The sequence below is a fragment of the Citrobacter sp. Ct235 genome (assembly GCF_030332305.1).
GTDB lineage: Bacteria > Pseudomonadota > Gammaproteobacteria > Enterobacterales > Enterobacteriaceae > Citrobacter_A > Citrobacter_A telavivensis.
The window spans coordinates 377,172-398,019 of the sequence record NZ_JAOWIC010000043.1; the positions used below are offsets into that span (position 1 = coordinate 377,172).

19 protein-coding genes, 1 other RNA gene and 1 pseudogene are annotated in these 20,848 nt (G+C 54.7%); 7 read left to right on the top strand and 14 right to left on the bottom strand.

What is annotated here, in order from left to right; genetic code table 11:
* Positions 1-7: 7 nt before the first annotated feature.
* Both trhA and yqfB read right to left on the bottom strand, forming a co-directional pair.
* Positions 8-667 carry a PAQR family membrane homeostasis protein TrhA gene (gene trhA / locus OGY35_RS10900; protein ID WP_046486956.1) on the bottom strand — a complete coding sequence of 220 codons (660 nt, stop codon included), beginning with the start codon at positions 665-667 and terminating at the stop codon, positions 8-10.
* A gap of 162 nt (positions 668-829) precedes the next feature.
* Positions 830-1,141 carry a N(4)-acetylcytidine aminohydrolase gene (yqfB, locus tag OGY35_RS10905; RefSeq protein ID WP_152402134.1) on the bottom strand — a complete coding sequence of 104 codons (312 nt, stop codon included), beginning with the start codon at positions 1,139-1,141 and terminating at the stop codon, positions 830-832.
* Positions 1,142-1,192: 51 nt separating this feature from the next.
* Between yqfB and OGY35_RS10910 the strand changes: the two genes are divergently transcribed.
* The gene (locus OGY35_RS10910) at positions 1,193-1,921 is read left to right on the top strand and encodes a MurR/RpiR family transcriptional regulator (protein ID WP_152406257.1); all 729 of its coding nucleotides are present in this window, start codon (positions 1,193-1,195) and stop codon (positions 1,919-1,921) included.
* Between the two features lie 119 nt (positions 1,922-2,040).
* Complete coding sequence (gene bglA, locus OGY35_RS10915) at positions 2,041-3,474, top strand: 6-phospho-beta-glucosidase BglA (protein ID WP_152402132.1); 1,434 nt, start codon at positions 2,041-2,043, stop codon at positions 3,472-3,474.
* A 94-nt stretch (positions 3,475-3,568) separates the two neighbouring features.
* On the opposite strand, the gene OGY35_RS10920 is transcribed toward bglA, so the two are convergent.
* The 4 genes from OGY35_RS10920 to gcvT all read right to left on the bottom strand — a co-directional run bounded on the left by OGY35_RS10920 (position 3,569) and on the right by gcvT (position 8,891).
* The gene (locus tag OGY35_RS10920; protein WP_152402130.1) at positions 3,569-4,312 is read right to left on the bottom strand and encodes an SDR family oxidoreductase; all 744 of its coding nucleotides are present in this window, start codon (positions 4,310-4,312) and stop codon (positions 3,569-3,571) included.
* A gap of 64 nt (positions 4,313-4,376) precedes the next feature.
* The gene (gcvP, locus tag OGY35_RS10925; RefSeq protein WP_286632280.1) at positions 4,377-7,250 is read right to left on the bottom strand and encodes an aminomethyl-transferring glycine dehydrogenase; all 2,874 of its coding nucleotides are present in this window, start codon (positions 7,248-7,250) and stop codon (positions 4,377-4,379) included.
* 131 nt (positions 7,251-7,381) lie between these two features.
* On the bottom strand, positions 7,382-7,771 hold the full coding sequence (gcvH, locus tag OGY35_RS10930; protein ID WP_152402127.1) for a glycine cleavage system protein GcvH: 390 nt from the start codon (positions 7,769-7,771) through the stop codon (positions 7,382-7,384).
* A 25-nt stretch (positions 7,772-7,796) separates the two neighbouring features.
* Positions 7,797-8,891, bottom strand: coding sequence for a glycine cleavage system aminomethyltransferase GcvT (gene gcvT / locus OGY35_RS10935; protein WP_178824757.1), 1,095 nt, complete (start codon positions 8,889-8,891; stop codon positions 7,797-7,799).
* Between the two features lie 316 nt (positions 8,892-9,207).
* On the opposite strand from gcvT, the pseudogene OGY35_RS24565 reads away from it, so the two are divergent.
* Positions 9,208-9,267, top strand: a pseudogene (locus tag OGY35_RS24565) (hypothetical protein); the annotation flags it as partial.
* Between the two features lie 72 nt (positions 9,268-9,339).
* Here the strand turns inward: OGY35_RS24565 and ubiI are convergent.
* The 4 genes from ubiI to ygfB form a co-directional block, all read right to left on the bottom strand.
* Positions 9,340-10,542 carry an FAD-dependent 2-octaprenylphenol hydroxylase gene (ubiI, locus tag OGY35_RS10940; RefSeq protein WP_286632281.1) on the bottom strand — a complete coding sequence of 401 codons (1,203 nt, stop codon included), beginning with the start codon at positions 10,540-10,542 and terminating at the stop codon, positions 9,340-9,342.
* Between the two features lie 91 nt (positions 10,543-10,633).
* Positions 10,634-11,812 (bottom strand): 2-octaprenyl-6-methoxyphenyl hydroxylase, encoded by a 1,179-nt coding sequence (gene ubiH / locus OGY35_RS10945; protein ID WP_286632282.1) that lies wholly within the window; start codon positions 11,810-11,812, stop codon positions 10,634-10,636.
* Entirely contained in the window at positions 11,812-13,125 is a 1,314-nt protein-coding gene (pepP, locus tag OGY35_RS10950) for a Xaa-Pro aminopeptidase (protein WP_152402118.1), read from the bottom strand. Before pepP ends, ubiH begins: the two co-directional genes overlap by 1 nt.
* Positions 13,126-13,153: 28 nt before the next feature.
* Complete coding sequence (gene ygfB / locus OGY35_RS10955) at positions 13,154-13,732, bottom strand: UPF0149 family protein YgfB (protein WP_152402116.1); 579 nt, start codon at positions 13,730-13,732, stop codon at positions 13,154-13,156.
* A gap of 166 nt (positions 13,733-13,898) precedes the next feature.
* On the opposite strand from ygfB, the gene zapA reads away from it, so the two are divergent.
* The 3 genes from zapA to OGY35_RS10970 all read left to right on the top strand — a co-directional run bounded on the left by zapA (position 13,899) and on the right by OGY35_RS10970 (position 15,085).
* The gene (zapA, locus tag OGY35_RS10960) at positions 13,899-14,228 is read left to right on the top strand and encodes a cell division protein ZapA (RefSeq protein ID WP_286632283.1); all 330 of its coding nucleotides are present in this window, start codon (positions 13,899-13,901) and stop codon (positions 14,226-14,228) included.
* 41 nt (positions 14,229-14,269) lie between these two features.
* Positions 14,270-14,453: non-coding RNA, 6S RNA (ssrS, locus tag OGY35_RS10965), on the top strand.
* Positions 14,454-14,473: 20 nt separating this feature from the next.
* Positions 14,474-15,085, top strand: a complete 612-nt coding sequence (locus tag OGY35_RS10970; RefSeq protein WP_286632284.1) for a 5-formyltetrahydrofolate cyclo-ligase — start codon at positions 14,474-14,476, stop codon at positions 15,083-15,085.
* Between the two features lie 373 nt (positions 15,086-15,458).
* Here the strand turns inward: OGY35_RS10970 and serA are convergent, their stop codons facing one another.
* Positions 15,459-16,691, bottom strand: coding sequence for a phosphoglycerate dehydrogenase (gene serA, locus OGY35_RS10975; RefSeq protein ID WP_152402111.1), 1,233 nt, complete (start codon positions 16,689-16,691; stop codon positions 15,459-15,461).
* Positions 16,692-16,958: 267 nt separating this feature from the next.
* Positions 16,959-17,618, bottom strand: a complete 660-nt coding sequence (gene rpiA / locus OGY35_RS10980) for a ribose-5-phosphate isomerase RpiA (protein ID WP_042322083.1) — start codon at positions 17,616-17,618, stop codon at positions 16,959-16,961.
* Positions 17,619-17,777: 159 nt separating this feature from the next.
* Here rpiA and argP point away from each other — a divergent pair, with 159 nt between their 5' ends.
* A complete protein-coding gene (gene argP / locus OGY35_RS10985) occupies positions 17,778-18,671 on the top strand; it encodes a DNA-binding transcriptional regulator ArgP (protein WP_061075288.1) in 894 nt (297 codons plus the stop codon).
* 7 nt (positions 18,672-18,678) lie between these two features.
* Here argP and OGY35_RS10990 read toward each other — a convergent pair whose 3' ends face one another.
* Both OGY35_RS10990 and nadR read right to left on the bottom strand, forming a co-directional pair.
* A complete protein-coding gene (locus tag OGY35_RS10990) occupies positions 18,679-19,578 on the bottom strand; it encodes a LysR family transcriptional regulator (RefSeq protein ID WP_152402109.1) in 900 nt (299 codons plus the stop codon).
* A 22-nt stretch (positions 19,579-19,600) separates the two neighbouring features.
* Positions 19,601-20,833, bottom strand: a complete 1,233-nt coding sequence (nadR, locus tag OGY35_RS10995; protein ID WP_286632285.1) for a multifunctional transcriptional regulator/nicotinamide-nucleotide adenylyltransferase/ribosylnicotinamide kinase NadR — start codon at positions 20,831-20,833, stop codon at positions 19,601-19,603.
* Positions 20,834-20,848: the final 15 nt, after the last annotated feature.

Genomic DNA, 20,848 nt, shown 5'->3' on the forward strand with positions numbered 1-20,848 from the left:
CATCACATCACGCCTGTCCTACGTACAAGTAGATCGCCAGAAAGTGGCACACGCTGCCGCCCAGCACAAACCCGTGCCAGATGGCATGGTTGTAGGGAATGCGTTTACTGACGTAGAAAATCACTCCCAGTGAATAGACCACGCCGCCGACGGCCAGTAGCGTTACGCCTCCCGCCGCCAGTTTGATTGCCAGTTGATACACCACAATCAGCGACAGCCAGCCCATCGTCAGATAGGTCACCAGCGACAGCACCTTAAACCGGTGGGCTATCGTCAGTTTGAATAAAATACCGAGCAGCGCCAGGCTCCAGATAACAATCATCAGCCCACGTGCCAGTGTTGAATCCAGCCCCACCAGCAGAAACGGCGTATAGGTCCCGGCAATGAGCAGGTAGATAGCACAGTGGTCGAATTTTTTCAGCCAGATCTTCGCCCGCTGATGTGGGATAGCGTGATACAAGGTCGACGCCAGAAACAACAGAATCATACTGCCGCCGTACAGGCTGTAGCTGGTAATCGCCGTCGCGCTGGCGTTCATATCCACCGCCTGCACCAGCAACAGCACCAGACCGACGATACCAAACACCAGCCCAATGCCGTGGCTGATGCTGTTGGCGATTTCTTCTGCCAGTGAATATCCCTGCGCGATTAATGGCTTCTGGACCATAACTTACTCCGGTGAAACGAACACGTTCGTGATTGCGCCTCTAGCGTAACTGAGAATGGTTCCAGTGAACACCTGTTAGCTAAAATAAATATCGAATTTAAAATAATCGTTATAAATCATAATATTGAAATGTATTTTTCAACTAACAGTTGTTCATTAAATTCAAAGGCATTTAAAATCAATCACATAAAACTGTGACTGATTCGGGTAAATCTCGCCAATCACCTGCCTGAGTTCCTCCAGCGTCATGTTTTCCTGCTGGGCATGTTTTTCCGTCAGTGTGTCGAGGGTGACGGTTGACGTACCCTGCACCTCGATCGTGCAAAAATAGCCATCGTCCTCGAAACGCCCTACCCGCAGAATGTCACCGGCCTTGAAGTGAGATTCAGACTCATCGCGAATGGTGATCGTTTTACGCCCTGCCAGAATGTCGTCCTGGAAACGCTGAAAAAAAGTGATGTCATTTGGCTGCATGTTATTATTCCCTGTAGATATATCTGATGAGTGAGTATTGCCATTGTGAGTATGTTCTCCCACGCTGCCATCGCCAGTCTCAACAACATTGAGATGTTGGTCTACAACTATGTCATCAGAAACCGTGACAAAGTCATGTATATGACCATTCGGGAACTGGCTGAAGCGGCGGGCGTATCGACGACCACCGTGCTGCGTTTCTGTCGCAAGCTTAACTGTGAAGGCTACTCCGAATTTCGCGTACGCTTTAAATTATATTTAGAGCAGAATGAACCGCAACAGGCTAATTTTGGTGCCAGCGAGATTATCAGTTTCTTTAAAGGGGTCAATAACGATGAATTTGATCAATTACTCGAAAAGGCGGTAGACATTATTTTATCGTCCGAGCGTATTATATTTGTCGGTGCCGGTACCTCAGGAGCCTTAGCGAAATATGGCGCGCGTTTTTTCTCAAACGTCGGAAAATTCAGTAACCATATTGACGATCCTTATTTCCCGGTCACTAACGACATGGCACGTAATGCGCTGGCGATTGTGTTATCTGTCTCTGGTGAAACCGAAGAGATCCTGCGCTTTGCCAGCCAGTTCAGCCTGCATAACTGCAAAGTGCTCTCGATTACCAGCCATGAACACTCGCGTCTCGCTAAACTGGCGGACTTTAATCTTTCCTGGCATGTGCCGCAAACCCGTATTGCCGGTGTGTACGATATCACCACGCAAATTCCCGTTATTTATATTCTCGAATCCCTCGGGCGAAAGCTGGCGAAAAAATTAGCGTAAAAAAACAGACTGTTTTTTGGCGGTAACAAATTACCGTTTCGCTATTTTGTTATATCGTGACATTTATCTTCCCTTTGTTAGACTCAAATCAGTTTGTATTAATTTGAGATGACGCAACGATGAAAAAACTCACCTTACCGAAAGATTTTCTCTGGGGCGGCGCGGTTGCTGCACATCAGGTTGAAGGCGGCTGGAACAAAGGCGGCAAAGGTCCCAGCATTTGTGATGTTCTGACCGGCGGCGCGCATGGCGTACCCCGTGAAATCACCCAGGAAGTGGAGCCTGGTAAATACTACCCGAACCACGACGCGGTCGATTTTTATGGTCACTACAAAGAAGACATCCAACTGTTTGCCGAAATGGGCTTTAAATGCTTCCGCACATCCATCGCCTGGACCCGCATCTTCCCGCAAGGTGACGAAACGCAGCCAAATGAAGAAGGGCTGAAATTCTACGACGACATGTTTGACGAGTTGCTCAAGTACAACATCGAGCCGGTTATTACCCTTTCTCACTTTGAAATGCCGCTGCATCTGGTGCAGCAGTATGGCGGCTGGACTAACCGCAAGGTCGTTGATTTCTTTGTTCGTTTTGCCGAAGTGGTGTTTGAACGCTACAAGCATAAGGTCAAATACTGGATGACCTTCAACGAAATCAACAACCAGCGCAACTGGCGCGCGCCGCTGTTTGGCTATTGCTGTTCCGGCGTGGTCTATACCGAGCACGAAAACCCGGAAGAGACCATGTATCAGGTGCTGCACCATCAGTTTGTCGCCAGCGCGTTAGCGGTGAAGGCGGCACGTCGCATCAACCCGGAGATGAAAGTGGGCTGCATGCTGGCGATGGTCGCGCTGTATCCGTTCTCCTGTAAGCCAGAGGACGTCATGTTCGCCCAGGAATCCATGCGCGAGCGCTATGTATTCACCGACGTTCAACTGCGCGGTTACTACCCTTCCTATGTCCTCAACGAGTGGGAGCGTCGCGGCTTTAACATCAAAATGGAAGATGGCGATACCGCGATTCTGCGTGAAGGCACCTGCGATTACCTTGGTTTCAGCTACTACATGACCAACGCGGTGAAGGCCGAAGGCGGCAGCGGTGATGCTATTTCGGGTTTCGAAGGCAGCGTACCGAACCCGCACGTCAAGGCCTCCGACTGGGGCTGGCAGATTGACCCGGTGGGCCTGCGCTATTCACTGTGCGAACTGTATGAGCGCTACCAGAAACCGTTGTTCATCGTTGAAAACGGCTTTGGTGCCTTAGATAAAGTGGAAGAAGACGGCAGCATTAACGACGACTACCGCATTGACTATCTGCGCGCCCACATCGAAGAGATGATGAAGGCGGTGACGTATGACGGCGTGGATCTGATGGGCTACACGCCGTGGGGCTGCATCGACTGTGTCTCTTTCACCACCGGCCAGTACAGCAAACGCTACGGCTTTATCTATGTGAACAAGCACGATGATGGCACGGGTGACATGTCGCGTTCCCGCAAGAAGAGCTTCGACTGGTACAAAGCGGTGATCGCCAGCAACGGCGAGGATCTCTAAGGGGTTGCCGGATGGCGCTGCGCTTATCCGGCCGACAGGTTCTGTTGCCACAGGCCGGATAAAGCGTTTACGCCGCCATCCGGCATTCCTTATCCTACTTCCCGCCCGCCAGTTCCAGAAAACTGCCCGTGACATACGACGCTTTCTCACTCAGCAGCCAGGCAATGGCTTGCGCCACCTCTTCCGGTTGACCACCGCGCTGCATAGGCAACATTGACTTCACGCGATCCACCCGACCAGGCTCGCCGCCGGAGGCGTGGATTTCGGTGTAGATAAGCCCCGGACGCACGCCGTTAACCCGGATCCCCTGCGCCGCGACTTCCAGTGCTAAGCCGGTGGTCAGTGAATCTACGGCCCCTTTCGACGCCGCGTAGTCAACATACTCTCCCGGCGCTCCCAGACGCGACGCCGCTGATGACACGTTCACAATCGCCCCGCCGTGACCGCCGTGTTTGTGCGACATGCGCTTTACCGCTTCGCGACAGCAGAGGAAGTACCCCGTCACGTTGGTCGCCAGCACGCGGTTAATCCGCTCGGCAGAAAGATTTTCGATGGTACTTTGTTCAAATAAAATTCCGGCATTATTGACCAGCGCCGCAAGGGGCTCATTTTCACGATCGATTGATTCAAACATCGCCACGACCTGCGCTTCGTCACTGATATCTGCACGCAGGGTAAACGCGTTTCCCCCGGCGGCGACAATGTTGTTCACCACCTCGGTGGCGGCCCGGATATTGTGATGAAAGTTGACGGCAACCGTGTAACCTTCCTGTGCCAGCAGCAAGGCCGTCGCGCGCCCGATACCGCGACTACCGCCGGTAACTAATGCTATTGCCATGCCATTTTCCCCCAAAAAGAATAAAGGCGCCGAAGCGCCTTTAAAAGATAGTCGAATCAGCAGATTACTGGTATTCGCTCATCGGCACGCAGGAGCAGAACAGATTACGGTCACCGTAAACGTCATCAAGACGCTTCACGGTTGGCCAGTATTTGTTCGCCACGCCCGCCGGGAAGACGGCGATTTCACGGCTGTAACCGTGATTCCACTCCGCCACCAGTTCATTCTGGGTGTGCGGCGCGTTAACCAGTGGGTTATCTTCCAGCGACCAGACACCCGCTTTCACGCTGTCAATTTCTGCGCGAATCGCCAGCATGGCGTTGATAAAGCGATCCAGTTCCACTTTGCTTTCAGATTCCGTTGGTTCAACCATCAGCGTACCCGCAACCGGGAACGACATGGTTGGCGCGTGGAAACCGTAGTCGATCAAGCGCTTGGCAATATCCAGTTCACTGATGCCAGTCTCTTCTTTCAGTGGACGAATATCGAGAATACACTCGTGCGCCACGCGACCATCGCGACCGGTATACAGAACCGGGAACGCGTCTTTCAGTCGGCTGGCGATGTAGTTGGCATTCAGAATCGCTACCTGGCTTGCCTGCTTCAGCCCTTCTGCGCCCATCATGCGGATGTACATCCAACTGATCGGCAGAATTGATGCGCTACCGAACGGTGCGGCAGAGACCGCGCCCTGACGGGTCAGCATCCCTTCAATCTGCACCACGCTGTGTCCCGGCACAAACGGTGCCAGGTGCGATTTCACACCAATGGGTCCCATACCCGGACCGCCGCCGCCGTGCGGAATGCAGAAGGTTTTATGCAGGTTAAGATGTGAAACGTCAGCGCCGATAAAGCCCGGAGAAGTGATGCCCACCTGAGCGTTCATATTTGCGCCGTCGAGATAAACCTGACCACCGAACTGATGCACTATCTCGCACACTTCGCGGATCGTCTCTTCGTAAACACCGTGGGTGGACGGATAGGTCACCATGATGCAGGAAAGGTTCTCGCCCGCCAGACCCGCCTTGTCACGCAGATCGCCAAGATCGATGTTACCGTTCTTATCACAGGCCACGACCACCACCTGCATACCCGCCATCTGTGCTGAAGCCGGGTTAGTCCCGTGTGCAGAGGCCGGGATCAGACAGATATCACGATGCCCTTCATTACGGCTTTCGTGGTAATGACGAATGGCCAGCAGCCCGGCGTATTCACCCTGCGCGCCGGAGTTCGGCTGCATGCAAACCGCGTCGTAACCGGTCAGTTTAACCAGCCAGTCAGAAAGCTGACCGATCATCTGATGGTAGCCTTCCGCCTGTTCTGGCGGGCAGAACGGATGCAGTTCAGCAAATTCTGGCCAGGTAATCGGGATCATCTCCGCTGCCGCGTTCAGCTTCATAGTGCAGGAGCCCAGCGGGATCATCGCCTGATTCAGCGCCAGATCTTTACGCTCAAGCCCGTGCATGTAGCGCATCATTTCGGTTTCGCTGTGATAGCGATTAAATACCGGGTGACTCAGGATAGCGTCATCACGCAGCATACTTTCCTGAATGGAACGACTGTCGTGCGCCACCTCTTTATCCAGCGAGTCGATATTCAGACCGTGGCTGTCGCCCAGCAGAACGCTGAACAACTGCACGATATTTTCACGGGTGGTGGTTTCGTCGAGCGTTATACCTACGGCGTTATGGATATCACTGCGCAGGTTGATTTCTGCCGCTTGCGCACGCGCCAGCACCGCCGCTTTGTCCGCCACTTCCACGCACAACGTGTCGAAATAGTGGGCGTGACGCAGTTTCAGCCCTTTCTGTTGCAGGCCTGCCGCCAGAATGTCGGTCAGACGGTGAATTCGATTCGCAATGCGTTTCAGGCCAACCGGGCCATGATAAACGGCATACAGGCTGGCAATATTTGCCAGCAGCACCTGAGAGGTACAAATGTTGGAGTTCGCTTTCTCGCGGCGAATATGCTGCTCACGAGTCTGCATCGCCATGCGCAGTGCGGTATTGCCCGCCGCATCTTTCGATACACCGATAATACGGCCCGGCATGGAGCGTTTGAATTCATCTTTCGCAGCGAAGAATGCCGCGTGTGGACCGCCGTAGCCCATCGGTACGCCAAAGCGTTGCGCAGAGCCGAAAACAATGTCCGCGCCCTGTTTGCCCGGCGCGGTCAGCAGAACCAGAGCCATAAAGTCGGCAGCAACGCTGACGATCGCTTTGCGCGACTTCAGTTCACTAATCAGCGCGCGGTAGTCGTGGACTTCACCGGTAGTTCCCACCTGCTGTAACAGCACGCCGAACACATCCTGGTGATCCAGCACTTTCGCCGCATCATCCACAATCACTTCAAAACCAAAGGTTTCTGCACGCGTACGCACAACATCCAGCGTTTGCGGATGCACATCCGCGGCAACGAAGAAACGGTTCGCGTTTTTCAGTTTGCTGATGCGCTTCGCCATCGCCATCGCTTCTGCAGCCGCAGTGGCTTCATCGAGCAGCGAAGCGGAAGCCATATCCAGACCGGTCAGATCCAGCGTCACCTGCTGGAAGTTCAACAGCGCTTCCAGGCGCCCCTGAGACACTTCCGGCTGATAAGGCGTATAGGCGGTGTACCAGCCTGGGTTTTCCAGCATGTTGCGCAGGATAACCGGTGGCAGCTGCACGGCGGTGTAACCCATGCCAATGTACGACGTGAAGCGCTTGTTACGCCCGGCGATGGCCTTTAATTCTGCCAGCGCAGCGTATTCGGTCACCGCCTCGCCGACCTGCGGCGGGGTCGCGAGCTGAATGTCTTTCGGCACAATCTGGCCGATCAACGCATTTAACGACTCGGCGCCAACCGCATTCAGCATCTCTTGCTGCTGCGCGGCGTCCGGTCCGATGTGGCGTTCAATGAAAGCGCCGCTGTTTTCAAGCTGGCTTAACGTCTGTGTCATGGGCGATGGTTCCTGAAACGTGCAGTGAATCGTGATTGTCTGACTGGTTTGCCCGGTGGCGCTCACGCTTACCGGGCCTACGCGCGATCGGTTGGCCGGATAAGCGTAAGCGCCATCCGGCCTAAGCGTATTTATTCGTCTTCGAGCAGAGCTTCGTACGCTGTCGCATCCAGCAGCGAGTCCAGTTCGCTCTCATCGCTGGCTTTGATTTTGAAGATCCAGCCACCGGCATACGGCTCGCTGTTCACCAGTTCCGGGGAGTCGCTCAGCGCGTCGTTGACGGCCACGATCTCACCGCTGATCGGCGCATAGATGTCAGAAGCGGCTTTGACCGACTCAGCCACCGCGCAGTCGTCGCCCGCGCTAACGGTCGCGCCAACGTCCGGCAGGTCAACAAAAACCATGTCGCCCAACAGCTCCTGAGCGTGTTCGGTGATACCAACGGTGTAAGAGCCGTCAGCTTCTTTGCGCAGCCATTCGTGTTCTTTGCTGTATTTCAGTTCTGCTGGTACGTTGCTCATCAATCAATCTCCAGAAAAGGATGAATCACGCGACGGCTTTGCCGTTACGCACAAAAACAGGTTTAGTCACTTTTACCGGCATTTCGCGGTTGCGAATCTGCACAATTGCCGTTTCGCCAATGCCCGCCGGCACCCGCGCCAGCGCAATACTGTAGCCCAGCGTCGGTGAGAAGGTACCGCTGGTGATAACGCCTTCCAGTTGATTGCCCTGGGCATCAGTGAAGCGTACCGGCAGTTCGTTACGCAGAACGCCTTTCTCGGTCATCACCAGACCAACCAGTTGTTCGTGGCCTTTTTCACGCTGAACTTCCAGCGCTTCACGACCGATAAAGTCGCGGTCAGTCGGTTCCCAGGCAATGGTCCAGCCCATATTGGCCGCCAGCGGCGTGATCCCCTCGTCCATCTCCTGACCATACAGGTTCATACCCGCTTCCAGACGCAGCGTATCGCGCGCGCCCAGGCCACATGGCTTCACGCCCGCTTCCACCAGCGCACGCCAGAAATCCGCTGCCTTTTCATTCGGCATTGCAATTTCATAGCCCGCCTCACCGGTGTAACCGGTCGTGGCGATAAACAGGTCACCCGTTTGCACGCCGAAGAACGGCTTCATGCCTTCGACGGCTTTGCGCTGCTCGTCAGTAAACAGGGATGCCGCCTTCGCCTGCGCGTTTGGTCCCTGCACGGCAATCAGCGACAGGTCATCACGCACGGTAATGTCGATGGCATAAGGTTCAGCGTGTTGGGTAATCCAGGAAAGGTCTTTTTCGCGGGTGGCGGAGTTTACAACGAGGCGGAAGAAGTCTTCGGTAAAGTAATAGACAATCAGGTCATCTATTACGCCGCCCGAGGCGTTGAGCATACCGGAATAAAGGGCTTTGCCGGTTTTCGTTAGCTTTGCCACGTCGTTCGCCAGCAGATAACGCAAAAACTCCCGGGTGCGACTGCCGCGCAGATCGACGATGGTCATGTGCGACACATCAAACATCCCGGCATTAGTGCGGACCGCATGGTGCTCATCAAGCTGAGAACCATAATGCAGTGGCATCATCCAGCCGTGAAAATCGACCATGCGAGCACCGCATAGCGTGTGTTGTTCGTACAAAGGAGTCTGTTGAGCCATCTTGTCCTCATTGAATAAGCGGGGCTGACCACCCTTTCGCGGCGAAATTATCGCCACGAAACCCGGCATCGACGCCACTGCAGGGCCCCGACGCAAACGTTCTCTTTGCCCCTGAACTTACCACCGAAACCCACGCTAAACCATAAAACAAAATTAACCATCACATTAGCTTATGGCCAAAACTCACCGAAACGCCGTCAGTATAAAAAACCACAACAAAAGCAAACTACGCAGATAAATAACTACAATTCGCGCTTAACAGGCGAACATAACCACATTAAACGCTAAAAAAATGTCAAAACTGGCGTTATGAAAAAATCGCGACATTAGAAAATATAATGCGAAAAGAACAGTGAAATTAGTTTATTTCAAATGAGAGATGCCCCCGGCGAAGTCGCCGGGAGGAGGAAATGTGACGGGTTTCAAATTCTTTAAAAGAGGTGAATACTTAGCGAAGCCACTCAGGCAGATCGTTGAGTCCCATTGCCTGACGGAGAAGTTGCGGTTTAACACCCGGAAGGGTATCAGCCAGTTTCAGCCCCATATCACGCAGCAGTTTTTTTGCCGGATGCGTCCCCGCAAACAGCTCGCGGAACCCCTGCATGCCCGCCAGCATCATCGCCGCGCTGTGCTTACGGCTGCGCTCATAACGACGCAAATAGAGGTACTGTCCAATGTCTTTACCCTGACGATGCAGACGTTTGAGTTCATCCACCAGTTCTGCTGCATCCATAAACCCGAGGTTCACGCCCTGCCCGGCCAGTGGATGGATGGTATGCGCGGCGTCGCCGACCAGCGCCAGACGATGCGCGGCGAACTGACGCGCATAGCGTCCCGTCAGCGGAAACACCTGGCGTTCGCTCTCCACGCTGCACAGCCCCAGACGATTATCAAACGCGATATTCAGCGCCTGATTAAACTGCTCATCGCTTGCCTGCTGCATCCGTTCAGCCTCTTGCGGCGCAAGCGACCAGACGATGGAGCACAAATGCGGATCGCGAAGCGGCAGGAACGCCAGAATGCCTTCGCCATGAAACGCCTGACGGGCAACGGCACCGTGGGCTTCTTCGGTACGAATGGTCGCGACCAGCGCATGATGGCGATAATCCCAGAAGGTCAATGGAATGTCCGCTTTATTGCGTAGCCACGAGTTTGCCCCATCGGCGCCAATCACCAGACGCGCCGTGAGCATGGCGCCATCTTTCAGCGTCAGGAAGGCGTCGTTTTCGCCCCACGCCACCTGCTGTAATTCAGCAGGCGCCACCAGCGTAATATCGGAGGATTGCTGCGCTTTTTGCCACAGCGCGTAATGGATAACCGCGTTTTCCACGATATGGCCCAGATGGCTGTAGCCCATGCTTTGGTCATCAAATTCGATACGACCAAAGCTGTCTTTATCCCACACTTCCATCCCGTGATAGCAACTGGCGCGACGAGCCACAATGTCTGACCAGACGCCCAGTCGGGTAAGCAGTTTTTCACTGGCGGCATTGATCGCCGACACGCGAAGCGCGGGATCGGCATCTGCCGCCAGCGGTTGCGGTTCGCGCTGTTCAAGCACAGCGACACGTAAACCGCTGCCCTGCAGTCCACACGCGACAGCCAGGCCAACCATGCCTCCGCCCACGATTGCTACATCAACACTTTGCACTGTTTACTCCTGAAAATCGGAAACCGCCATCGGGCGTCATATTCGTAAAAATGCCGGATCGCGCTTCGCCTGTCCGGTCTGGAGGTGATGTTTACCGCGCCACCCAACCTAACGCCCGCTGTGCAAACGCATCGCGGGCGGGAGGGCATAATTCCATGGTCATCAGACCCACGTTGCGCCCGACAACCAGCGGCGCCCAGCGATTGGCAAACAGATGAACCAGACTGTCCGTCACGCCGACCGTGGCCTGGCGATCCCCCTGACGACGATGTTGATAGTGCGCGAGCACGGCGTAGTCGCCGACGTCCCTGCCTATCGCCTGAGCTGTTGTGAGCGTTTCGGCGAGGCTCATAACATCACGCAGTCCAAGGTTAAACCCCTGCCCCGCAATCGGATGCAGCGTCTGCGCGGCGTTGCCCACCAGCACGGTGCGGTGCGTAAACGCCTTCGCCGCCGTAGTGAGAGAAAGCGGATACGCGCTGCGTTTGCCCGCGTGGGTGATTTTCCCCAACCGCCAGCCGAAAGCTGTCTGAAGTTCACGGCAGAAACGTTCATCTGACCAGCTCAGAATTTCCTCTCGTTGTTCCAGCGGATGGCACCACACCAGCGAACAGCGCCCTTCAGACATCGGCAGCATCGCCAGGGGGCCATGCGCCGTAAACCGTTCAAACGCGCGGCCGTTATGGGCAACCGCAGTTGAGACGTTAGCGATCACCGCCAGCTGCTCATAAGATTCCTGCTGCCAGTCAACGCCGCAGGTGGTTGCCAACGCAGAACGCGTCCCATCTGCCGCCACCAGAACGCGTCCGGCGATCGTTTCGCCCGTTTCCAGCGTGACATTCACCTGTTCCTGGGTGCGCGACACGCTGGCAACCCGGTCCGGGCAGTGCAACGTGACGCCTGGCGCTTTTCGCAGCAGGGAAAACAAGCGCAGCCCCACGTCGTGCAGTTCAACCACCTGCCCCAGCGCCGGAATGCGATAATCATCAGCGTTGAGCGTCACAAACCCGGCATGGCCTCGATCGCTGACGTGAACCGTATGGATCGCGGTGGCACAATCGGCAATCGCCTGCCAGACACCGATTCGCGCCAGTTGTTGGCAGGTTCCCGCCGCAAGCGCAATCGCCCGGGCATCAAACCCAGGATGACTGTCTGCTTCAGGGGCGGTCGCTTCAATCAGATGAACCGGCAGTGTTCCCTGACTTAACCGGGAAATGGCCAGCGCCAGCGTCGCGCCCACCATGCCACCGCCAACAATGATCACGCTCATTACGCTCTCGCCGCCGCCATTAACGCTTCAATCTCATCCGCCTTTTTGACGACGCCGGCGGTCAGATTTTCGTTACCGTTTTCCGTAATCAGGATGTCATCCTCAATGCGGATCCCGATCCCACGATAAGCTTCTGGTACATCAGCATCGGGGGCGATGTACAGTCCCGGCTCAACGGTGATCACCATTCCCGGTTTCAGAATACGGGAACGATCCTGCTCATATTCACCGACATCGTGAACATCCAGCCCGAGCCAATGGCTCAGACCGTGCATGAAAAACGGTCGATGCGCGTTATCGGCGATCAGTTGATCCACTTCGCCTTTCAAAATACCCAGCTTCACCAGCCCGGTAATCATAATGCGCACGACTTCACCGGTGACCTCCTGAATCGAAGTACCAGGACGGTACAGACGCAGGCTGGTCTCCAGCGATTCCAGCACGATGTCGTAGATCTCACGCTGCGCCGGGGTAAATTTGCCATTCACCGGGAAGGTTCGCGTGATATCGCCCGCATACCCTTTGTATTCACAGCCAGCATCAATCAGCACCAGGGCGCCGTCGCGCAGTTCACTTTCGTTTTCGGTGTAATGCAGAATGCAGCCGTTTTCACCGCTGCCCACAATGGTGTTGTAGGACGGATAGCGCGCGCCGTGGCGAGTAAACTCGTGATGAATTTCGCCTTCCAGTTGATACTCAAACATCCCCGGACGGCATTTTTCCATCGCCCGGGTATGCGCCAGTGCCGTAATTTCTCCGGCGCGACGCATCACCGCAATCTCTTCTGGCGACTTAAACAGGCGCATTTCATGCACTATCGGCCGCCAGTCGATCAGGGTTGACGGCGATTTCAGGTTCTGGCGCGAACCTTTGCGCAGTTTTTCCAGCGCGGTGAAGACGACCTCATCCGCATACGCATATTCGCCCTGCGCGTGGTAGACCACGTCCAGACCGTTAAGCAACTGAAAAAGCTGTTGATTGATTTCGCTAAAGGCCAGCGCACGATCCACCGCCAGTTTTTCCGGCGCGGCATCTTGTCCCAGACGACGACCAAACCAGATTTCCGCAGTCAGATCGCGAACGCGATTGAACAACACGCTGTGGTTATGGGTATCGTCGCTTTTAATCAGTACCAGAACGGCTTCCGGCTCGTTAAAACCGGTGAAATACCAGAAATCGCTGCTCTGGCGATACGGGTATTCACTGTCCGCGCTGCGCGTAACTTCCGGCGCGGCAAAAATCAGCGCGGCGCTGCCTGGCTGCATTTGCGCAAGCAGTGCCTGGCGACGACGTTGGTATTCCTGCGGTGTCATGACGTGGCCTCCATTATCGTTTTACTTTTTAGTGTAGGGTCGGTTTACGCACTTCCGGTGCGGTCGGCGATTGGCGGGTAAAGGTGTCGTGGCACAGCAGCGCAGCGACACGCACATACTCGATGATCTCTTCGAGCGACATCTCCAGCTCTTCCTGATCTTCATCTTCGTCATAGCCGAGCTGCGCGATGTTGCGCAAATCGTCGATGGCTTCACCCGTCTCGCCGGTCACTTTATCGAGCTTAGGCTGCGTGACGCCAAGACCAAGCAGGAAGTGATTGACCCATCCCGCCAGTGCATCGGCGCGATCAAAGACGCTCACGTCATCGCCTTCAGGCAGATAAAGCTGAAAAAGGAAACCGTCATCTTCCAGCGCGTCGCTGGTCGCAGAGTGCATTTTACGCAGCGCCTGAGCCAGTTCATGACCGAAGGCCAGCCCTTCATTCGTCAGGTCGTGAAGCAGCGGCTGCCAGGAGCTATCGTTATTGCCACCGCAAATCATCCCACTGATCAAACCGTGCATTTCCGCCGGGGTCAGTCCGGCCCCTTGTTGGTTCAAATACTGGTTCATTTCACTGTAACCAGGCATTTCGTTCTGTATAGACATAAGCATTCGTCATCAAAGGGAGGATATTCATGGTATGCTACCACTTTGGACCCTGGTGAACCAGAATAGGGCTTGTATCTTCACATCAGGGTAGCTATAGTGTCGCCCCTTCGCGGACCCAGGGTCTGGAGACGAAGGCAGCGCAGTCAATCAGCAGGAAGGTGGCATGTCTGCACAACCCGTCGATATCCAAATTTTTGGCCGTTCACTGCGAGTGAATTGCCCGCCTGAACAAAGGGATGCGTTGAATCAGGCAGCGGACGATCTGAATCAGCGGTTGCAAGATCTGAAAGTTCGCACTAGAGTCACAAATACTGAGCAACTGGTATTCATTGCTGCACTGAATATTAGCTACGAACTGACTCAGGAAAAAGCGAAGACCCGCGACTACGCGGCGAGCATGGAACAACGTATTCGGATGCTACAACAGACCATTGAAGAGGCACTGCTTGATCAGGGTCGCATAACCGAAAAAACGAGCCAAAACTTTGAATAACACTTTTCGGTTTACTATGGTAGAGTGACCGTGAAGACAAAATTTCTCTGAGATGTTTGCAAGCGGGCCAGTCCCCTGAGCCGATATTTCATACCACAAGAATGTGGCGATCCATGGTTGGTGAGCATGCTCGGTCCGCCCGAGAAGCCTTAAGACTGTGACGACGCATTCACCTTGAACCAAGGGTTCAAGGGTTACAGCCTGCGGCGGCATCTCGGAGATTCTCCTTCTACCTGGCGACAGCCATGACATTACTTTCTGAACTCCCTTTATCACGACAAGCCCTTCGCCAGATGATCAGGCAACGTCGTCGTGCACTCACGCTTTCGCAACAAATCGCCTTCGGTCAACAGGCCGCGACACGCATGCTTGCGTATCCGCCCGTCTTGATGGCACAGACGGTCGCTGTGTTTTTGTCATTTGATGGCGAACTTGATACCCAGCCGCTGATTGAACAACTCTGGCGGGCGGGAAAGCGTGTCTATCTCCCGGTTCTACACCCGTTCAGCCCCGGTAATTTGCTATTTCTGCACTATCACCCACACAGTGAGCTGGTTACCAATCGGCTGAAGATTCAGGAGCCTAAACTGGACGTTCGTGATGTCCTGCCGCTTTCGCAACTGGACGTGCTGGTCACGCCTTTAGTCGCGTTTGATGAACAGGGCCAGCGTTTGGGGATGGGCGGCGGATTCTACGATCGCACCTTACAAAACTGGCAACAGCATGGACTGATACCAGTAGGGTACGCCCACGACTGTCAACGCGTGGAGAAACTGCCGGTAGAAGAGTGGGATGTTCCCTTACCGGCCGTTGTGACACCATCAAAAGTATGGGAGTGCCAGGCGCTTCTTTGTTGATTGACACCGCCGTTTTTTTGACCTAGATTCCTCGGTAAGGGTGAGGGAGGCGAACCTCCCTCCTGCGTTTTCGCTGTTAATATGCTGGCCAGGCGATGATTAACAGGATAAGCAGCATGATGACATGACTCATCATCGTCCCTTTCCTTCTAAGAGCCCCTGCTTCCCCAGGGGCTTTCCCGTTTCAGCGTTGTGCTGCGCCTCTATCGTAATTTCCTTTTGTTGATGTACAACGCGCAGTGAAGCCTTTAATCATCAATTGCGGCAAGGCTCGAAAACAGAATGTATGCGTTACAGAAAGGGATGACGGGAAAACGAAGGAAGAAAAGAAGAAATGACGGGCAGACTCCACGCCTGCCCGCACAGGTGAGAATTAGTACAACAGACGCGCGCGAATGGTGCCCGGAATAGCCTTCATCGCCAACAGCGCTTTCTCGGCGACATCTTCATCCGCTTCAATATCAATAACGACATAGCCCATTTGTGCCGACGTTTGCAGATACTGCGCGGCGATATTGACGCCCTGCTCAGCAAAAATCTGGTTCAGAGACGTCAGCACGCCGGGACGGTTTTCGTGGATGTGCATCAGACGACGCCCACCGTGCAGCGGCAGCGACACTTCCGGGAAGTTAACCGCAGAAAGCGTAGAGCCGTTATCGGAATACTTCGCCAGCTTACCCGCGACTTCCAGACCGATGTTCTCCTGTGCTTCCTGGGTGGATCCCCCAATATGCGGCGTCAGAATCACGTTATCAAAGTCGCACAGCGGTGAGGTAAACGGATCGCTGTTCGTCGCTGGTTCAGTCGGGAATACGTCGATTGCTGCCCCAGCCAGATGTTTGGTTGCCAGAGCATCACACAGTGCGGGAATATCCACCACCGTGCCACGTGCGGCGTTGATCAACAGCGAGCCTGGCTTCATCAGGGCAATCTCTTTCGCGCCCATCATGTTCTTCGTTGAGGCATTTTCCGGCACGTGCAGACTGACCACGTCGCTCATGTTAAGCAGTTCGGAAAGATGCTGAACCTGGGTAGCATTACCCAGCGGCAGTTTGTTCTCAATATCGTAGAAGTAAACGTGCATCCCCAGCGATTCCGCCAGAATACCTAACTGAGTCCCGATGTGGCCGTAGCCAATAATGCCCAGTCTTTTACCACGCGCTTCAAACGAACCGGCGGCCAGTTTATTCCACACGCCACGGTGTGCTTTGGCGTTTGCTTCCGGTACGCCGCGCAGCAGCAGCAGCAGTTCGCCAATCACCAGTTCCGCCACGGAACGGGTGTTGGAAAACGGCGCGTTAAACACCGGAATACCGCGTTTTGCCGCCGCCGCCAGATCAACCTGGTTGGTGCCGATGCAGAAACAGCCGACGGCGACCAGTTTTTCCGCCGCGCTGATCACCTCTTCTGTCAGATGGGTACGGGATCGCAGGCCAATGAAGTGGGCATCACGGATGGACTCTTTCAGCTGTTCAGCATCCAGCGCCCCTTTGTGAAATTCGATGTTGGTATAACCTGCCGCCCGAAGGCTATCCAGCGCCTTTTGATGCACGCCTTCAACCAGCAGAAACTTAATCTTGTCTTTCTCCAGCGATACCTTTGCCATTTCCCGACCCTGTCTTTTTATGCAATCTGATGTTGTGTGTGTGGATTTGCATCCGCCTTTCAACATATCAAAAATAATGATTGCGGCAATATGAACGTTTGCGTCGCCCTGTTGAGGAGCGTTCATTCAGGGGCAAATGGTAGAGGAAAATGCTGGGGATAAGTTTTTCTTTGGAGAAATCAGCAGGGCAAGATTCAAAACGTGATACATGTCACCAAATTTGCCCCACAAAAAAATTTTAACCGGGGAAGCGCTCCCCCGGTAAGATCATTTCACGATGGTTTTGACGCCGTCAGCGGTCCCGATTAACGCCACATCCGCGCCACGGTTGGCAAACAGACCGACGGTAACCACGCCAGGAATGGCGTTAATGGCATTTTCCATCGCCACCGGATCGAGGATCTCCATTCCGTGCACATCGAGGATCACGTTGCCGTTGTCAGTGACCACGCCCTGACGATATTCCGGACGCCCCCCCAGCTTAACCAACTGGCGAGCCACTGCGCTACGCGCCATTGGGATCACCTCAACCGGCAGCGGGAAGTTGCCCAGGATATCGACTTCTTTGGAAGCATCAGCGATACAGATAAATTTCTTCGCAACGGAGGCAATGATCTTTTCACGGGTCAGCGCCGCGCCGCCGCCTTTAATCATCTGCATGTGGCCGTTAATCTCGTCCGCACCGTCGACGTAGACGCCAAGGCTGTCCACTTCGTTGAGATCAAACACAGGAATGCCGAGGCTTTTGAGTTTTTCAGTTGAAGCATCCGAACTGGAAACGGCACCTTCAATCTGGCCTTTCATGGTGCCCAGCGCGTCAATAAAGTGCGCGGCTGTTGAACCGGTACCTACCCCTACAATGGTGCCGGGCTGTACATACTGAAGTGCCGCCCATCCAACTGCTTTTTTCAGTTCATCCTGCGTCATGATCGTCTCGCCTTTGTGGAGAAAAATTCACGCGCATTATAGACCATTGCGCGGAAAAATCTTCCCGACCCGCTCCCAGGCTACGGATTTCGTCTTTACCCAATGCAAATTTATGTCATAGTGCAGGACAAACAAAAATTTCAGGAGTGTGTCAGAGCAATGAAACGTCCGGACTACAGAACACTACAAGCACTGGATGCCGTCATACGAGAACGCGGGTTTGAACGCGCGGCGCAGAAGCTGTGCATCACCCAATCTGCCGTTTCGCAACGCATCAAGCAGCTTGAGAATATGTTCGGACAACCGCTGCTGGTCCGTACCGTTCCGCCGCGTCCGACGGAGCAAGGACAAAAGCTGCTGGCGCTGCTTCGTCAGGTGGAGTTGTTGGAAGATGAATGGCTGGGCGATGAGCAAACCGGCTCCACGCCGCTGCTGCTGTCGCTGGCGGTCAACGCCGACAGTCTGGCAACCTGGCTGCTGCCGGCCCTGGCGCCGGTACTGGCCGACTCCCCTATTCGCCTCAACTTGCAGGTGGAAGATGAAACCCGCACCCAGGAACGCCTGCGTCGCGGTGAAGTGGTTGGGGCGGTGAGTATTCAGCATCAGGCGCTGCCCAGCTGTCTGGTGGATAAACTCGGCGCGCTCGACTATCTGTTTGTTGGATCCAAAGCGTTCGCGGAACGCTACTTCCCGAACGGCGTCACCCGTTCCGCGCTGCTGAAAGCGCCTGCGGTGGCGTTTGACCATTTGGACGACATGCACCAGGCCTTCCTGCAGCAGAACTTCGATCTGCCGCCGGGCAGCGTCCCGTGTCACATCGTCAACTCTTCTGAAGCCTTTGTGCAACTGGCGCGTCAGGGCACCACCTGCTGTATGATCCCGCACCTGCAGATTGAAAAAGAACTGCAAAGCGGTGAGCTTATCGATCTCACGCCGGGCCTGTTCCAGCGCCGGATGCTCTACTGGCATCGGTTTGCGCCAGAAAGCCGTATGATGCGCAACGTCACCGACGCGCTACTGGCCTACGGTCACAAGGTGCTACGCCAGGACTGAGCCGCTCTTACTCTGCGCTGTAGAAGTGTCTGAGCTCATCGAACTGCATGGCAAATTCGATGTAGCTCATGAGCGCAGGAGAGTTCAGCTTACGACTGGGATAAACCAGCCACAGATCGTTTCCCGCCACCGTCCATTCCGGCAACACCGGTATCAGGTCGCCCTTTTCGATTTTATCTTCCAGCATGAATGCCGGCAACAGCGTGATCCCAGCCCCTGCGATGGCGCTTTCGCGGGCATACACCAGATTATCCGTCAGATGCACACGGTCAGGCAGGTGCTGGTAATCTTCATCGTCCCGATGGAATAACCATTCAGACCAGGCCTTGTGTGCAATGCAATGGTGTTCAACCAGTTGACGGGGGTGGCTCAGCGGCGCAAAACGTGACAGGTAATCGGGCGAGGCCAGCAGATAGCGCGGACAATGGCCAATCATACGTCCAATCAGCGAGGAATCCTGCGGCTTACCGGTGCGCAACGCGACGTCAAAACCGCTGTCCACCAAATCCAGCATCGCATCGGAAATACTGACATCCAGATAAACATCGGGGTAGCGCTGCTGGAACTGCGTGTTCAGGCGCGCTAACAGCGTCGCGCCAATGCCTGCTGGCGAGGTGATGCGCAATCGTCCGCTGGGGTTGTCGCGCAGTCGCTGAACCGCATATTCTGCGCGTTCGCTGGCAGCGAGAATTTCCCGGCAGTGCACCAGATAGTGTTCACCGGCGTAGGTCAGGTTCAGTTTGCGAGTGGTGCGGTTGATCAGCCGAATGCCGACGTGCTGCTCAAGCTGACTGATGCGCTGGCTGACGCTCGACTTCGGCAGCCCTGCCTTCTTCGCGGCAACGGTAAAGCTGCCGTGTTCGGCGACCAGGGCAAACAGCGCCATATCCTGCAAGTGCTTAAACATCGCGTTCACCCTGCGGCGTGGGTCACCCCTGCTCGCCCATCATCTCTTTGACCAGTTCAACGCAGCGCAGGAAACGGCCATCGTAATCCGCCTCTTCAACATGCACGAAGTCGATATTATTTTCGCGCAACATCTCCACCAGCAGCGTCTGAAATTCTTTACGATCCACGGAACTGCCGAGGCTGCGTAAACCGTCCGCCACCCATGGCGTGTTATTTTCCAGCAGGATCACCAGGTCAAAGCGATATTCATCGATCAATGCCTGTACAAATGGATGCTCCCGCCCTTCGTACTTTTTGCAGAAAGCCTGCGTGGTCACGAAGTCGGTGTCGATAAACGCCACTTTATTGGCATACTTCACTGCAAAATCAATATATTGTGCGTGACCCAGCGCGATTTTATCGTAGTCAGAATATTGCAGCGCCATCTCATCACCACCGAGGTGCGAGAAGACATAGTCGCGGCCATATTCCCACGCACTGGTGGTATTGAAGATATTCGCGAGCTTGTTGACCAGCGTCGACTTCCCGCTCGACTCTCCGCCCAGCACCGCCACGGTTCGCACGAAGAACGGCTTCACTTCGGTAGGAATGTACTCCCAGTAGCGGAACGGATTTTCACGGATTTGCGCGCCGCTGATGCTCATAAAGGTACGTTTGGGATCGATGAGTACCGTTTCGATGCCCAGATGTTCCAGGTACTGTGGCGCATCGGCTTCCTCTGAGGTATAGATCCAGTTTGGCGCAATCCCCTTCTCTGCCATGAACGCCTTAGTGCCCTTACTCCAGACATCCCAACCGTGCGGATACGGCTCCATTCCCTCTTCATTGAAGGCATGAATGCGGATATTTTTCTGATACTTGAACGTTTGTAACAACCAGCGCAGGCGATCCGAAACGGTTGGCTGTTGAGACATGGCGCTGTCTTCAAACAGCGCGCGGTCACGGGTATCGTCATAGCCCATGATGATATGCAGTTCGTCTACCTGGCTACAGGCGCGCTGAATCAAATAAATATGACCGGTGTGCAGCGGATAAAATTTGCCAAACACCACGCCGATATTTTTCTGCTGGCGGGGAAATTCCAGCCCAAGGAAACGATGTAGCGACTCCAGCTTTTGCGCGCTGGGACTTTTGATCTTGGCATTGAGGAGCTGGCTGAGATAGCCCTTGGTCATTCCACTGGCATCCGCCACTTGTTGCAGGGTACAGCCCTTTTGCTTAATCGCGGTTTTCAGATATTCAAATGACGACATGGGTAACCTCCGTTT

Bases quoted from the DNA above. Each gene is read 5' to 3' on its own strand.
- yqfB (WP_152402134.1), bottom strand. From the start codon at position 1,141: ATGCAGCCAAATGACATCACTTTTTTTCAGCGTTTCCAGGACGACATT.
- OGY35_RS10990 (WP_152402109.1), bottom strand. From the start codon at position 19,578: ATGTTTAAGCACTTGCAGGATATGGCGCTGTTTGCCCTGGTCGCCGAA.
- gcvT (WP_178824757.1), bottom strand. From the start codon at position 8,891: ATGGCTCAACAGACTCCTTTGTACGAACAACACACGCTATGCGGTGCT.
- trhA (WP_046486956.1), bottom strand. From the start codon at position 667: ATGGTCCAGAAGCCATTAATCGCGCAGGGATATTCACTGGCAGAAGAA.
- OGY35_RS10910 (WP_152406257.1), top strand. From the start codon at position 1,193: ATGTTCTCCCACGCTGCCATCGCCAGTCTCAACAACATTGAGATGTTG.
- bglA (WP_152402132.1), top strand. From the start codon at position 2,041: ATGAAAAAACTCACCTTACCGAAAGATTTTCTCTGGGGCGGCGCGGTT.
- ubiH (WP_286632282.1), bottom strand. From the start codon at position 11,812: ATGAGCGTGATCATTGTTGGCGGTGGCATGGTGGGCGCGACGCTGGCG.
- argP (WP_061075288.1), top strand. From the start codon at position 17,778: ATGAAACGTCCGGACTACAGAACACTACAAGCACTGGATGCCGTCATA.
- gcvP (WP_286632280.1), bottom strand. From the start codon at position 7,250: ATGACACAGACGTTAAGCCAGCTTGAAAACAGCGGCGCTTTCATTGAA.
- nadR (WP_286632285.1), bottom strand. From the start codon at position 20,833: ATGTCGTCATTTGAATATCTGAAAACCGCGATTAAGCAAAAGGGCTGT.
- serA (WP_152402111.1), bottom strand. From the start codon at position 16,691: ATGGCAAAGGTATCGCTGGAGAAAGACAAGATTAAGTTTCTGCTGGTT.
- zapA (WP_286632283.1), top strand. From the start codon at position 13,899: ATGTCTGCACAACCCGTCGATATCCAAATTTTTGGCCGTTCACTGCGA.
- OGY35_RS10920 (WP_152402130.1), bottom strand. From the start codon at position 4,312: ATGGCAATAGCATTAGTTACCGGCGGTAGTCGCGGTATCGGGCGCGCG.
- OGY35_RS10970 (WP_286632284.1), top strand. From the start codon at position 14,474: ATGACATTACTTTCTGAACTCCCTTTATCACGACAAGCCCTTCGCCAG.
- gcvH (WP_152402127.1), bottom strand. From the start codon at position 7,771: ATGAGCAACGTACCAGCAGAACTGAAATACAGCAAAGAACACGAATGG.
- pepP (WP_152402118.1), bottom strand. From the start codon at position 13,125: ATGACACCGCAGGAATACCAACGTCGTCGCCAGGCACTGCTTGCGCAA.
- rpiA (WP_042322083.1), bottom strand. From the start codon at position 17,618: ATGACGCAGGATGAACTGAAAAAAGCAGTTGGATGGGCGGCACTTCAG.
- ygfB (WP_152402116.1), bottom strand. From the start codon at position 13,732: ATGTCTATACAGAACGAAATGCCTGGTTACAGTGAAATGAACCAGTAT.